This window comes from Polaribacter sp. 2305UL8-11 (assembly GCF_058147165.1).
In genome coordinates, this window is sequence record NZ_JBYVJW010000002.1 from 75419 (window position 1) to 90308 (window position 14890).

General features: G+C 29.3%; 13 protein-coding genes. 4 read left to right on the forward strand and 9 right to left on the reverse strand.

Annotation, left to right across the window (positions count from 1 at the left end):
* On the forward strand, positions 1-972 hold the full coding sequence (locus tag ACY2RW_RS02025; protein ID WP_490121026.1) for an alpha/beta hydrolase family protein: 972 nt from the start codon (positions 1-3) through the stop codon (positions 970-972).
* Here the strand turns inward: ACY2RW_RS02025 and ACY2RW_RS02030 are convergent.
* Positions 969-2210, reverse strand: coding sequence for a glycosyltransferase (locus tag ACY2RW_RS02030; protein WP_490121027.1), 1242 nt, complete (start codon positions 2208-2210; stop codon positions 969-971). The genes ACY2RW_RS02025 and ACY2RW_RS02030 overlap by 4 nt on opposite strands.
* Entirely contained in the window at positions 2211-2684 is a 474-nt protein-coding gene (locus ACY2RW_RS02035; RefSeq protein WP_490121028.1) for a heme-binding domain-containing protein, read from the reverse strand.
* A gap of 134 nt (positions 2685-2818) precedes the next feature.
* Here ACY2RW_RS02035 and lpdA point away from each other — a divergent pair, with 134 nt between their 5' ends.
* The gene (lpdA, locus tag ACY2RW_RS02040; RefSeq protein WP_490121029.1) at positions 2819-4219 is read left to right on the forward strand and encodes a dihydrolipoyl dehydrogenase; all 1401 of its coding nucleotides are present in this window, start codon (positions 2819-2821) and stop codon (positions 4217-4219) included.
* 196 nt (positions 4220-4415) lie between these two features.
* Here the strand turns inward: lpdA and ACY2RW_RS02045 are convergent, their stop codons facing one another.
* The 3 genes from ACY2RW_RS02045 to ACY2RW_RS02055 form a co-directional block, all read right to left on the reverse strand.
* A complete protein-coding gene (locus ACY2RW_RS02045; RefSeq protein ID WP_490121030.1) occupies positions 4416-4931 on the reverse strand; it encodes a gamma carbonic anhydrase family protein in 516 nt (171 codons plus the stop codon).
* A gap of 188 nt (positions 4932-5119) precedes the next feature.
* Positions 5120-5851: a LytR/AlgR family response regulator transcription factor gene (locus tag ACY2RW_RS02050; protein ID WP_490121031.1), complete on the reverse strand. Its 732-nt coding sequence runs from the start codon at positions 5849-5851 to the stop codon at positions 5120-5122.
* Between the two features lie 158 nt (positions 5852-6009).
* Entirely contained in the window at positions 6010-8202 is a 2193-nt protein-coding gene (locus ACY2RW_RS02055; protein ID WP_490121032.1) for a tetratricopeptide repeat-containing sensor histidine kinase, read from the reverse strand.
* Positions 8203-8450: 248 nt separating this feature from the next.
* Here ACY2RW_RS02055 and ACY2RW_RS02060 point away from each other — a divergent pair, with 248 nt between their 5' ends.
* A complete protein-coding gene (locus tag ACY2RW_RS02060) occupies positions 8451-9572 on the forward strand; it encodes a vWA domain-containing protein (protein WP_490121033.1) in 1122 nt (373 codons plus the stop codon).
* A gap of 55 nt (positions 9573-9627) precedes the next feature.
* Here ACY2RW_RS02060 and ACY2RW_RS02065 read toward each other — a convergent pair whose 3' ends face one another.
* Entirely contained in the window at positions 9628-10458 is an 831-nt protein-coding gene (locus ACY2RW_RS02065; RefSeq protein ID WP_490121034.1) for a glucosaminidase domain-containing protein, read from the reverse strand.
* Positions 10455-11372: a 1-aminocyclopropane-1-carboxylate deaminase/D-cysteine desulfhydrase gene (locus ACY2RW_RS02070; RefSeq protein WP_490121233.1), complete on the reverse strand. Its 918-nt coding sequence runs from the start codon at positions 11370-11372 to the stop codon at positions 10455-10457. The genes ACY2RW_RS02065 and ACY2RW_RS02070 overlap by 4 nt, the downstream gene beginning before the upstream one ends.
* Positions 11373-11536: 164 nt before the next feature.
* Here ACY2RW_RS02070 and ACY2RW_RS02075 point away from each other — a divergent pair, with 164 nt between their 5' ends.
* Positions 11537-12955 carry a T9SS type A sorting domain-containing protein gene (locus ACY2RW_RS02075; RefSeq protein WP_490121035.1) on the forward strand — a complete coding sequence of 473 codons (1419 nt, stop codon included), beginning with the start codon at positions 11537-11539 and terminating at the stop codon, positions 12953-12955.
* A 31-nt stretch (positions 12956-12986) separates the two neighbouring features.
* On the opposite strand, the gene ACY2RW_RS02080 is transcribed toward ACY2RW_RS02075, so the two are convergent.
* Together ACY2RW_RS02080 and ACY2RW_RS02085 are read right to left on the reverse strand one after the other, a co-directional pair.
* Positions 12987-13352, reverse strand: coding sequence for a DUF8840 domain-containing protein (locus ACY2RW_RS02080; RefSeq protein ID WP_490121036.1), 366 nt, complete (start codon positions 13350-13352; stop codon positions 12987-12989).
* A 136-nt stretch (positions 13353-13488) separates the two neighbouring features.
* Positions 13489-14841 (reverse strand): DEAD/DEAH box helicase, encoded by a 1353-nt coding sequence (locus ACY2RW_RS02085; protein ID WP_490121037.1) that lies wholly within the window; start codon positions 14839-14841, stop codon positions 13489-13491.
* Between the last annotated feature and the right edge of the window lie 49 nt (positions 14842-14890).

Genomic DNA, 14890 nt, shown 5'->3' on the forward strand with positions numbered 1-14890 from the left:
ATGAAAAAAATACAATACACAATTCTTCTTATATTTATTTCATTTACGTCTTTACAAAGTCAGGATATTCTTTTTAATATTAAAGAAATAAAATTAGAGAAAAACTATAAAAATATTAGTGGTTTAGGAAAATATCGTTACGATTCTATTTCTTACACAAAAGCAAAAAACCAAAAAACACACGCATTTTTAAAACTTAATTACAAGAGCGATTCTCTTGTAATTGAAGGCTATATGTGTAAAAATAAATTAATAAATCAAAAAAAATACCCAGTAATTATTTATAATAGAGGTGGTACAGGAAATTTTGGAAAGTTATCTGTAGAAGATTTTCCTGATTTTTATTACCTAGCTAAAAGCGGTTTTATTGTAGTAGGAAGTAATTATAGATATGTAGGTAAAAAAGGAAAATATGACCAAATTGCTGGTAATGATATAGATGATGTTATTAACCTATACAAGCAAATTATAAAATTAGAATATGTAGATGCTAATAATGTTTTTATGATGGGGATTTCTAGAGGTGGCTTAATGACCTATAAATCTTTATCTAAAATAAATCTTAATGCTGCTGCTGTTATAGGAGGAGTTGCAAATTTTAAAGCAGGAACTAAAGACAGACCCATATTTTTAAAAGGATGGGATGATTTAAGTGATGAAGAAAATTACTTAGGTTTTAGGAATGTTCTTCCTAATTTTGAAGAAAAAAAGGAATTTTATTTTAGAGAAAGAAATGCTTTAACATGGGCAGATAAAATAAAAACTCCTCTATACATTCTACATTCTAGGCAAGATGGAAGAGTAAAAGTTTCGCAAGCATTAGGTATGGCATCTAAGTTACAAGAACTAAATAAAAAGTATCAATTAAAGGTTTATGATAAAAAAAGTCATTCCTTACCCTATTCTAAATTTGACTCTTTTGATGAAATTATCAGTTGGTTTCAACAGCATTTAAAAACAGCAAAAAACTAAGATTTATTTTTGCTTTCAATCCATTTGCTCATGTATTTTGTAGCCTGTAAAGTTTGATGTTGTAGCAAATTTCCTAAGAAATTCTGAGTTCTATGCTGTTCTAAGTTTTGTTGTAATTTTTCAATTTGATTGATAAAAGGCTGGCTAAATTTTTCTTTATCATAAATATTATTGATGATTTCTACACCAGTTTTTTGAGCTTTTCCCCATAAAATTTTATCTTCATACAATGCCATGGCTTTTTGGGCAAAATCATTCCAATTGTTAGTTATAAAACCATTCCAAGGTAAATTTTTATGCATTCCTTCTGCACCAATTTTGGTAGTTATAGATGGTGTACCACAAAGCATGGCTTCTGTTAATTTCCCTTTTATACCTGCTCCAAAACGTAAAGGTGCTAAAACTACTTTGGCTTTTTTTACAACTTCTTGAGAGTTTTCAGCAAAACCTTTAATGATAAAACCTTCCTTTTTATTGTGTAATTCTTGTATTTGTTGATTTACATAAGAACCATAAATATGCATTTCTACATTTGGAAGATATGCTCTAACTTCACTCCAAATTTCTTTTTTTAAAGTGATAACTGCATCAACATTTGGTTTATGTAAAAAATTACCAATAAAAACAAAATGCGCTCTTTCTTCAAATGGTTTCCATTTTTTAATTTGACTTTCATCAATATTATCTAATAAAAAAGGCAAATAATAGAGGATTTTTTCATCAATTTTAAAAACAGATTTTAGCAAATCTATTTCGAAAGTGGATATGATTAAAGACAAATCGCATCGTAAAATACTAGCAATTTCTCTTTTTGCTTCTTCCGATTTTAGCAAAGCTTCATTAGTAAACTCTTCTCCTTTTTTTAATTGTTGATGCCTTACTTTTCTTAAAAAATGTAGATCTTCTGTATCTAAAATTCGGAGTGCATTTGGGCAATATTCTGCAACTCGCCAACCAAATTGTTCTTCCATCATAAAACGATCAAAAAGTACAATTGTGGGTTGTAGTTTGGTTATAAAATTATCGAAAGACGTATTATTTAACTCAATAGTAACTCCCTTAACTCCTAGAGTAGATAAATGTAAAGCATTCTCATTTTTTTGAGCTGGAGATGCAAAAGTTATTTCCCAGTTTTTTGCTAAAAATTGTTTAATAAGCTGTAACATTCTACTACCAGCAGCAGAAGAATTGGGTTCTACCCAAACATACCCAATAATTAAAACCCTTTGTTTTGCCAATTATTTCGCATTCATTTGTTGCTTGTAATCTGCTTGTATTTTTTTACCCCAAGCTACAATTGCATCTATTTGTGCTTGAGTTAAATTCGCTTCAGAATGCGTCCAAGTATAAGAATTTAAAGGCATTTCTCCTTTTTCTACTTCTTCATACAACTCATCCATTTTATGTTCTTTCTTCTTTAAAGAATAATTACTCCAATTCGAAAAATTTAAATGTTTTTTCCCATCTTTAACATGGTCTGCCAACCAGTAATTTATTGGAGTAATACTGTTATACCAAGGATATTTTGTTTTGTCTGAATGACAATCAAAACAACTTTCTTTTAAAATTTTAAGAACTTCTTCAGGCGGATTTGTTTCTGCAATAAATGCATTTACAGTATCTATATTTCCATCATTTTTTTCAGGACCAAAAAACTGTGCTATAACTAATGCAACTAGTAAAATAATACCTATTTTTTTTAGAATTTTCATTGGGTAAATTTTAAGATTTAAAACAGGGTAAAACTACTAAAATCTAACTTTATTCTATAAAAATATCCGTATTTTTGTCAACTATTATTAAAAACTAAATCGAAAGGTTAAAGTATTCGCAAAAAACATCTCTTATGAAATACGATATTATTGTTATTGGTTCTGGTCCTGGAGGATATATCTCTGCAGTTAGAGCTTCTCAACTAGGAAAAAAAGTAGCTATTGTAGAAAAATATGCAACTTTAGGAGGAACATGCTTAAATGTTGGTTGTATTCCATCTAAAGCATTGTTAGACTCTTCTCATCATTATTATGATGCTGTGCATCATTTTGAAGAACATGGGATTTCTGTAGAAAAACCTTCTTTCGATTTCGGAAAAATGATAGAAAGAAAAGCAAAAGTGGTAGAAACTACAACTGGAGGTATTAAATACTTAATGGACAAAAATAATATTGATGTTTACGAAGGTTTAGGTTCTTTTGAAGATGCTACTCATGTAAAAATTTCTAAAAATGATGGTTCATCAGAAGTAATTGAAGGAACAAACATCATTATTGCAACAGGTTCAAAACCATCAACTTTACCTTTTATTTCTATCGATAAAGAACGTATTATAACTTCTACAGAAGCATTAAAATTACCTGAAGTGCCTAAACATTTAATTGTAATTGGTGGTGGTGTTATTGGTTTAGAGTTGGGGTCTGTTTACAAACGTTTAGGTGCAGATGTTACTGTTGTAGAATATGCTCCTAAAATTACACCAACTATGGATGCTGATGTTTCTAAAGAACTTCAAAAAGTACTTAAAAAACAAGGTATAAAATTTAATGTAAGCTGTGGAGTTACTGCTGTAGAAAGAAATGGAGATGAAGTAATTGTAAAAGCGAATAACAAAAAAGGTGCTGAAGTAGAATTTAAAGGAGACTATTGTTTGGTTGCTGTTGGTAGAAAAGCCTATACAGAAGGTTTAGGTTTAGAAAAAGTTGGTGTAGAAGTTAACGAACGTGGGCAAGTTGAAGTAAACAGTCATTTACAAACAAACGTTAAAAATATTTACGCCATTGGTGATGTTGTAAAAGGAGCAATGTTGGCTCATAAAGCTGAAGAAGAAGGTGTTGTTGTTGCAGAATATTTAGCTGGCGAAAAACCACATATAGACTATAATTTAATTCCTGGTATTGTATATACTTGGCCAGAAGTAGCTGCTATTGGTAAAACAGAAGACGAATTAAAAGAGGCAAAAATTGACTATAAAGCTGGTAAATTTTCTATGCGTGCTTTGGGAAGGTCTAGAGCAAGTGGAGATATAGATGGGTTTGTAAAAGTTTTAGCAGATAAAAATACTGATGAAATTTTAGGTGTACACATGGTTGGTGCAAGAGTTGCAGATTTAATTATGGAAGCAGCTGTAGCTATGGAGTACAGAGCTTCTGCAGAAGATTTGGCAAGAATTTGTCATGGTCATCCAACCTATTCTGAGGCTGTAAAAGAAGCTGCAAAAGCTGCTTGGGATGGAAAACCTTTAAATGCTTAAAACTATTTTGTTCTAAAATTGATATAAAAGGCTGTCTAAAAAGTAGTTAAGTATGTCAAACTGAGCTTGTCGAAGTTTTATAATTCATTGATTATCAATCATATTTCGACAAAGCCTGTCTTAAGCGAAGACGAAAGGCTCAATATGACAAATAGTTAATTTCTTGACTTTTCTGACAGCCTCTTTTTTTTGAAATTTATTCTTTAAACCAACTCGAATATTTTACATAGTTGTTGGCAATCCTGTCTATTTCTCCAGAAATTAATTCTTTAGAAATATCTTTTACTTTTTTGGCAGGAACTCCTGCATAAATACTTCCACTTTCTATATGTGTGTTTTTAGTAACCACTGCTCCTGCTGCAATAATTGAGTTCGATTCCACAACACAATCGTCCATAATTATACTTCCCATTCCTACCAAAACATTGTCATGAATAGTACAACCATGTACAATGGCATTGTGCCCAATAGAAACGTTATTACCAATTGTGGTTGGCGATTTTTGGTATGTTGCATGAATTACAGCTCCATCTTGGATATTTACTTTATTGCCAATTTTTATAAAATGTACATCTCCTCTAATGACAGCATTGTACCAAATACTGCATTCTTTGCCTAATGAAACTTCACCAAGAATGGTTGCATTTTCTGCCACAAAACAATCTTCTGGTATTTGTGGATGTTTGTTATTTACGGGTTTTATGATGGGCATGTTTAAGGTTTAAGGTTTAAGGTTTAAGGTTTAAGGTTTAAGGTTTAAGGTTTAAGGTTTAAGGTTTAAGGTTTAATTTAGAATATTTCTATAACAAAAAAAAACAGTGTTACATTTAATTCACAAATTTTTGTTCCAGTTTCCATATTGATTTCTCTTCCCTTTGGGAAGAATAAGATGGGCTTTTTTTACTTAAAATACGACAATAAATTCGCTTTTTGAGAAGCAGAAACCAAGATTTCTTTTCCACTAGAAACAATTACGCTTCCTCCTTTTCCTTTTTTGTATTTGGTAATGGCATTTACATTTACCAAATACGATTTATGAATTCTTGCAAACGTATAATCTTTTAAAGCCTCTTCAAAATATTTTAAGGTTTTACTTACTAACTTTTTAGAGTTTGCCAGATGAATTTCAGTATAATTATCATCTGCTTTGCAAAATACAATATCATTAATATCTAAAACTTCAAAACCATCTTGTTGTGGAATCGTTATTTTTCCTTTCGCAGAATTTGTTTTTGGCGCTAATATTTGATGCTGTAATTCGTTTTCTTTTTCCTTAATCTCTGTTACAATATTTACGGCTTTTATCAACTCATCTATAGAAATAGGTTTTAGCAAATAATAACTTGCGTGGTTGTTTAAAGCCTCTATTGCATAATGGTCGTAAGCAGTTACAAAAACGGTTTCAAAAGTTCTGTTTTCTACTTTTTCTAATAAATCGAACGCATTTCCAAAGGGCATTTCTACATCTAAAAATACCAAATCTAAATCATGTTTTTGAATCAGTTTGTAACCTTCTTCTATATTTTGGGCTTCACCCAACAATGTAACATTTGGGCAGTATTTACTTAAATAATTTCGGAGAATTTCTCTGCTTATTTGTTCGTCTTCTACTATTATGGCTTTTAATTTCATAAATTTTATTTTTTAGAAGCAGAAACCTGCTTTTCGCACTCGCTTTTTTTTGTTTTGTTCTCGATACAAATTTGCAGAAAAAGCAAATTTACTCGAACTGACAACAAAAAAAGAGCTCAAACAAATGCTACAATCAGGGCTAAACTTGTTTGCTAACTTTAGGCTTTTTTCAATAACAACTCCACTTTTGTACCTTCTCCATTTTCTTGTATGTCAGCAACTTCTACAGAAATTCTTTCTTTGTACATATCATTTAGAATGGCAATTCTGTTTTTTATGGTACTCATTCCTTTTGACTTCTGTTTCAGTTGATTCTTGGTTTTTAATTCTTGAGAATGTTTTCTACCAATTCCATCATCTTTAATTATAATTTGTACAGTTTCATTGTCTTTTTTGTTAATGCTGATTTCTAAATTTCCCTTTTCTTTTTTATAACGCAAACCATGCCAAATGGCATTTTCTATATAAGGTTGCAATAACATTGGTGGAATTGAAAACTGGTCTAAATTAATGGTTTCATCTACTTTAATTTGATAATCGAACTTGTCTTTAAATCGATTATGTTCTAACTTTACATACAGTTCTAACAATTCTATTTCTTTATGCAGAGGAATAAAATCCTCATCAGAGTTTTCTAAAACAGAACGCATTAATACAGAAAATTCCGACAAATAACGATTTGCATTTCGTTCATCATTAACAGCAATAAAACTGTTCACAGAATTTAAAGCATTAAAAATAAAATGTGGGTTCATTTGAGAACGCATAGATTTTAATGCCAATAAATTGTTGGCTAATTTCTGTTGTTTTATATTTCTAAACATAAAATAAGCGAGTAAACACATCAACAAAAATCCACCAATTAATGCATAAATAATAACTCTTTGTCTTTGGTTACTTTCTTCTGACAAACGTTGGTCTACGTAAGCTAAACTAATTTTACTTTGTGCCAATTCTTTGTCTTTTTCTAAACTTGTAATTCTATTTTGGTTATCTGCTATTTTTTTTGAAAATCGTTTTACTTGCTGAATTTCTTGTTCTTTTCTAACGTAAAGAGAATCTACCAAAGCCACATATTTTTCGTAGTTTTTTAATGCTTTGTCATACTCACCTAAATTTGCAAACACTTCAGAAATTTTTCTTGTAGCATCTTTTTGCACAACAATATCTTTATTATTGTCTGCATCTTCTATACTCTTTTTTAAAAAAGGAATAGCTTCTTTGTAATCTTGTTTTAAAATATAAGCATTCCCTATTTTGTAGTTTATTTTTTGAGAAGTAATAGAATCTGGTTCGTTATTTACTTCTTTTTCTGTACTAATTTTTGATGTTGCTTTTTTTAAACTTTCTTTTCTTAACTTAATCTCATCATCATAACGTTTGTTTTGATTGTAAAAATTGGCTACTTTTTCTTCTTCTTTTAAAGCCCTTTTTACATTTTCTTTAGAAGCTAGATTTAAAGAATTTTTAAATTTTAAATCTGCCTGAACAATGTTACCTTGTGCTGCTAAACCTTGAGCAATTTTAGAGTTTAAATCTGTAATTTTAGAAACTGTATTACTTTTTTGGGCTTTAGATAAAGATTGTTTGTAATAATTTATAGCTGTATTGTGTTTTTTTAACGCCAAATTTGCATCACCCAAACCCTCAAAAACAATAATATTTTGGTAATCACCCAACTTTTCTTTAGTTAATTCTTGATAATTTTTTATACTTAAATTATAGTCTTTTAATAAATAATAAGCATTTGCCAAAGCTATTTTTGCAGATCTATTTTCTTTTATTTGTATCGATAATTTATAGTTATTTACAGCTAAATCGTATTGTTTCCAGAACAAATAAATATCTCCTAATAATTTATAAGTAGCAGCATTTCTATCTCTAGTTTTTTTACCCTTTAAAGCTTTTTCTATAAAAGAAACACTTTTATTTATATCTAATTTTTTATAATATTTTGCAGAATCTAGGTGTTCAAAATAATGGTCTTCTTTTTTTTTCGATATTATTTTTTTTCTAGAATAGTTATTATTTACCTCATCAAAACCTTCTACTAATACCTTAATATCTTCATCAGATTTAATAGTAACAAAAACAGTATCAAAATCTGGATGAGAGACTATTAATTGATCTCCAACTTTAGCTTTTATTAAGTAATTTTCATTTATTACAGAATAAGGGTAATTTCTGCCAGCAACAGAAACATCTGCATTTTTTATAGGTTTTCTACTTTCTTTTGCTTGCACAACCACTTTAACAGAAAACTGTTTATTTTCTAAAATAGCATCCGATTGTGAGAAAGCGATTGCAGAAATGGTTAAAAAGAGAAAAAATAGTTGTTTATGTAATTTCATTTTTCTTTTTGTTAAGGTAAACATACATACAAAAAATCATCCAAAAAAACGCGATTGTAGTAAAATTCATTGAAAATTACTCTTTATAAGCAGGTTTACTCATCCAAAAACCGTTTTACGCACTCAAAATGCCTGTTTACTCATTATCGTTTTTTTAAGAATTAAGTTGATGGTATTATTGAGGCATAAAACCTAAACCAAACTTTTAAACATCTGTAAACCTAAAAAACAATCTTAAATTAAACATTATGAAAACATTTGTATTAAAAGTCGTTGTATTGCTATTCTTAACCCTATCATTAAAAAGTTTTGCATTACATGAACCAGAAACCAAAAAACAAACCATTAAAGTAGCCTTACTTTTAGATACTAGCAATAGTATGGATGGTTTAATTAATCAAGCCAAAGCACAACTTTGGGAAATTGTAAATGAGCTTTCTTATGCTAAATACGGACTTTTAAAACCTAATTTAGAAATCGCTTTGTATGAATATGGAAACTCTAATTTGTCTAGCAAAGAGGGCTATATTAGACAAGTTTTACAGTTTAGTAACGATTTGGACGAAATCTCAGAAAAATTATTTTCTCTAACCACAAATGGAGGAAATGAATTTTGTGGTCAAGTTATTAAAACCTCTATAAATGAATTGGCTTGGGGTAAAAACAAAAATGATTTACGTGTTATTTTTATAGCTGGTAATGAACCTTTTACACAAGGAAAAATAAATTATAAGGAAGCAATTACAGATGCTAAAGAAAAAGATATTGTTGTAAATACTATTTTTTGTGGAAACTATACCAATGGTGTTTCTGGAATGTGGAAAGATGGTGCAGATTTAGGTGGTGGAGATTATATGACCATTAATCAAGATAAAAAAATGGTACATATTGTAACTCCTTATGATGATGAAATTATCATTTTAAATAAAAAATTAAATAAGACCTATATTTATTATGGGGTGCAAGGTTATGCTAAATATTCGAATCAAAAAATGCAAGATGCTAATGCATTAACCATTAGTAAGGAAGTAGAAGTAAAAAGAGCAGTTAGTAAAAGTGGGCGTTTGTATGATAACGCTACTTGGGATTTGGTAGATGCTGATAAAAAAGGCAAAATGAATTACAGTAAGATTAAAAAGAATAAACTACCAAAAGAATTACAAAACAAATCTGAAACTGAAATTAAAGCTTATGTAAAGCTAAAAGCGAAAGAACGTACTCTAATTAAAGCAAAAATTAAAGAATTAGATAAGAAAAGAAGAAGTTATATCATCAAAAAACAAAAAGAAGGTATCCAAAAAGACGCTTTAGACAATGTCATGCTTAAAGCCATAAAAAGACAGGCAAAGTTAAAAAATTATTCTTGGTAAATTATTGGTTAGTTGATTTTAAAAGCCTGTAAAAACTTATTTTATGGGCTTTTTTTTATTTTGTTAACAGATGTTGGCCAATAGAAATTGTACTACTTTTTAAACCATTAATTTCTTTTAAAATAGCAACAGTGGTTTTAAATTTTTTGGCAATAGAATATAAAGTATCTCCTTTTTTTACTTCGTAATAATTAGCAATTGCATACGTTGGTTTTTCCATTTTTTCTAAAGAATTTTTGATCTTAAAATCTTTCTTTTTTACATTATCAAATTCATACAATTTGTATCTTTCTATAATACTAATTAATTTATTTGGATACTTTCTATCTGTAGCATAACCTGCCTTTTTTAATCCTCTTGCCCAGCGTTTATAGTCTTTAGAACCATACTTAAACAAAAAAGCATATCGTTTTCTTTTGGTTAAAAACTCTGAGTGGTCATTATAAGAGGTTTCTACATATTGGTATTTTCTAAAACATTCTTGAGCTTCATCATCATCATGATATACACGTTCTCCTTTCCATTTTGTGTGGCACTTAATTCCGAAATGATTGTTAGATCTTTTCGCTAGGTTTCCATTTCCACTTCCAGATTCTAAAATACCTTGTGCAAGAGTAATACTAGCAGGTATTTTATGTACATGCATTTCTTTAACAGCAATTGCAGCATATTTTTCGATGTATTTTAGTGTAGTCTTATTAAGATTAGGCTTTGTTTTTTTTAATTTTTTTACGTGTTTTTCTTCTTTAACAGAAGGTAGCTTTATAGGTTTGGGTTCATTTAAAACAACTCCAGGACTTTGTTTTTTAGTAACCACTTGCTTTTTAGAACCACAACTTGCCATAAGCAATAAAACCACAACACCTAAAAGGACTTTTAATTTCATAAACATTTAATAATTTGTTGATTTTTCTTTTTTAATTTTTGATTAAATCCTTTAATTCCTTGGATACCTCCTGTATGAATTGCCAAAATTTTACTTCCAATTTTAAAAGTATCTTTTTGGATTAAATCCAGTATTCCAAAAATCATTTTTCCTGTGTAAATAGGGTCTAACAAAACCCCTGTTTGTGATTTAAAGTCGTTTATAAAACGAATCAAATCTACATTATATTTTGCGTAACCACCAAAATGATAATCCATTTGTAGATTCCAGTTTTCTTTTTTTACATAGGCATGAATTTCATCAACCAAAAAGTTTCCTTTTAAAGCTGGAAAACCCATAATTTTTTGATGTTTTTTACTCGCATTTATCAACCCACAAATAGTACCTCCTGTACCTACTGCAGCACAAATATAATCGAAATTCGCATCTTCTTCAGTTAAAATTTCTTCACATCCTTTTATGGCAAGATGGTTGGTACCTCCTTCTGGAATCAAATAAAAATCGCCAAATTTTTCTTTTAATTGCTTTATAAAATACGTTTCCGATTTTAAACGATATTTTTCTCTTGAAACAAACTCAAAAGTCATTCCATTTTTATGAGCTTCTCTTAAAGTGGAGTTTTTTTTTAAAGTTTCTTCCAAGTTATTAGCCAATTCATCTCCTCTAATAACACCTATGGTTTTAAAACCATTTATATTTCCTGCAACTGCTGTAGCTACAATATGATTAGAGAAAGCTCCTCCAAAAGTAAGCAATGTGTTTTTTTGTTCTTTTTCTGCTTTTTGCAGATTGTATTTTAGCTTTCTAAACTTATTTCCAGAAACAAAAGGATGAATTAAATCTTCTCTTTTTATAAATAGCTCTACTTTCTTTTCTTCTAAAACAGGAAGAAATATTTGTTGATTTTTAGAAATAAAAGTGGAATTAAAAAAAGTCAGAAGATTAAAATTTAGATGTACTACAAAAGTAACAATTCGATTCTTAATCTAAGAAGTCTGTTTTAACATTCTTAATTAAAAAAACCAAACTATATTTACATTTTAATATCTTTGTTTCCCAAAAAATCCTAAAGAAAAAGATGAAAAATATAAAGTTATTATTTCTAACTATCTTATTCATTACAAGCAACTTCACTTTTTCTCAGCAAGGGGCTTTAGACACTTCTTTTAACTCAGGTACTGGGTCAAATTCTACTATAGAAACTATTGCTATACAACCAGATGGTAAAATTTTAATAGGAGGTTCTTTTACTTCTTATAATGGCACCAATATAAACAGATTAGCACGTTTAAATTCAGATGGTAGCATAGATCCTACTTTTAACATAGGCATTGGACCTTCTGGAATTGTTTCTAAAATTAAAGTGGCTACAAATGGTAAAATTTTTATTGCTGGAAGTATTTCTAGTTACAATTATCAAAAATGCGAGTTTATTGTAAAACTGAATAGCAATGGTACAAAAGATAATTCTTTTAATGTGAATCATAACTCTAATAAAATTAGCCCAGCTTATGATTTTCATTTGCTACCAGATGGAAAAATTTTATTAGTAGGTATTTTAAATGATTTTGTAAGTAGTGGTAAAAGAACATTAGTTCGTTTAAATTCAGATGGTAGTCATGATACCTCTTTTAATGCTAATGGAACTGGTTTCGAAGCCAATATTTCTGGAGTAACCCCAAATATCAAAACTGTAGACACCCAATCTGATGGTAAAATTATAGTAGGTGGTTTTTTCTATAAATACAATGGCACTTTTTCTAGATTTATAGCTCGTATAAACACAGATGGAAGCTTAGATACTACTTTTAAAAACGGGAACTCTGTTTTTTCTGGACCTTCTAATAAAATTACTACTTTAAAAGTACTCGATAATGATAAAATATTGGTAGGTGGAGAAAATGCTAGCTATAATAGAACTACTATTAATTATTTAATGTTACTAAATGCTGATGGTACTTTAGATAAAAACTTTAATCATGGTTCTGGTGTTGGTACACCAAGTGATTTAAGTGTACATAAAAATGGAAAAATAGTAGTTGTTGGTGTAAAAGGAGTTCGTGTTCATAATACAGATGGGCAAATAGACACCAATTTTAAAAACGAAGGTGGTTTAGGACCTAACAAAAGAGTTAAAGCTTGTGCCATTCAAGAAAATGGAAATATTTTAATTGGAGGAGATTTTACTTTTTATGACACCACTGCAATAAATAGAATTGCTAGAATAAATGCTAGTGTAACTCTAGATACAGATAATTTTAATATCAAAAATTACAAAGTAAAAATATACCCAAACCCTGCTAATAATACTTTAGCAATTTCATCAAAAAATAATTTTGACACATATAGCATCTATTCTTCTGATGGTAAAAAAATAAAATGTGGAGTTTTAAATAATGAATCTAAAATTTTTATTAAAGATTTACAAAGTGGGGTTTACTATTTAAAATTAATAGGAAACACAGCTAATACCTTTGCTAAATTTGTAAAACAATAAGAATTTATATTGTAGATTACTTTAACAAGTTCTACTCAATAATCTTTTCAAAATCCTCAAAAGCCACATAATAAGGCTGGTCTTTAAAAACAGGACTTTCTACACTTTCTGCATTGGCAATACCAACTCCAGCAAACCAAACTTTAGCGTTTTGTTTTTTAGCATGATTTTTAAAGGTTTCCATCCAAATAGAGTCATACTCATTAGGGCTTTGCAAATTATTGGTTGCTTTTACCAAAACAAAAATGGTTGGCTCTCCTTTTTTAAACAATACAAATTGAGGATGCCTTTTTAACTGACTATTAATTGCCTGAAACTCATAACCCATTTGGGTTAATTTCTCTCCTACTATATTCATTGCTAAATTATGCAACTCTTGTGGTGTTAAAATCTGCATTATTTTTATTAATTAAAAATTAAATTAACCTGTCATTTAGATCTTGTGGAGAAATCTTAAAATTCATTATTGTTTTTGAGATTTTTCGACTTCTCTACGTTTCGCTCAAAATGACAATTCTAAATTTTTTCTAAGATTATTTCTTCTTATTACGTTTGTTGTAATTTTTATCTCCCCTTGTTTTTGGTTTTTTATATTTCTTTGCAATTTCTCTTCTGTAAGAACCTCCTAAGTTTACTTTACTGTTCTTTTCACTTTTTTCATGAAAAGCAGGTCCAGGCACATATTCTAAAGCTGTTCTGTTTCTAGATTGCTCTCTATCTTCTCTTGGGCGTTCTTCTTCAGTTAATAGTTTAGAAATTTCTACGGCTTCTGGAAGCTCCAAAACCGGAATTTTATAATCCATCAATTTTTCTATTTCTGCTTTAGCAGCTTGCTCTTTTTCTGTAGATAATAAAATAGTTTTACCTGCTTTTTCTGCACGTCCAGTTCTACCAATTCTATGCATATAATTTTCTGGGAAATCTGGCGTATCAAAATTAATTACATGAGAAACTTCATCAAAATCTAAACCACGAGCCATTACATCTGTGGCAACTAAAATTCGGTTATTACCTTCATCAAACTGTCTTATAGAACGTATTCTGTAATTCTGTGTTTTGTTAGAGTGAATCACACAAGTATCATTACCAAAAATATCTTCTAAATGTTTAAATAATAAATCTGCAGTTCTTTTAAAAGCAACAAAAATTAATACTTTATTAAAAACTTGTTTATCACTTAAAAGATGATGCAATAAATTAACTTTGGTAAAAAAGTTGGGTACATTGTAAGAAATCTGTTCTATATTATCTAATGGAGTTCCACTAACAGCTACAGAAATTTTAGTAGGACTTTTAAAAAAATCATAAATCAATGCATCTACATCTTCTGTCATAGTTGCAGAAAAAAGTACGTTTTGTCTTCTTTCTGGTATCACATCAAAAATGTTCATCAACTGAAACCGAAAACCTAAATCTAACATCACATCTACTTCATCTATTACCAATTTTTGAATAGATTTTAATTTCAAAGCATTGCTCAAAGCCAAGTCATATAAACGTCCTGGAGTAGCTACAATAATATCTTGACCTTGTAAAATGGCTTGTTTTTGCGTGTTGATATTTGTACCTCCATAAACACCTAAAACTCTTGTATTAATATATTTTGCTAATTTTTCGATTTCATCTACAACTTGTATCACTAACTCACGAGTAGGTACTAAAACCAAAACTCTTGGGTGTTGTTGTTTAGAAAATTTTAAATCTTGCAAAATAGGCATCATATAAGCAAAGGTTTTTCCTGTACCAGTTTGTGCAATTCCAACCACATCTTTTCCAGACCTAACTACAGAAAAAGCCTGTTCTTGAATTGGAGTTGGATGAACAAACCCCAAATCATCAATAGCATATTGTAATTGATTTGAGATACCTAAATCTTGAAAAGTCATTCTAAATAATTTTCTGCAAAGGTACGTTTTATAAAATGCTAAACAATAG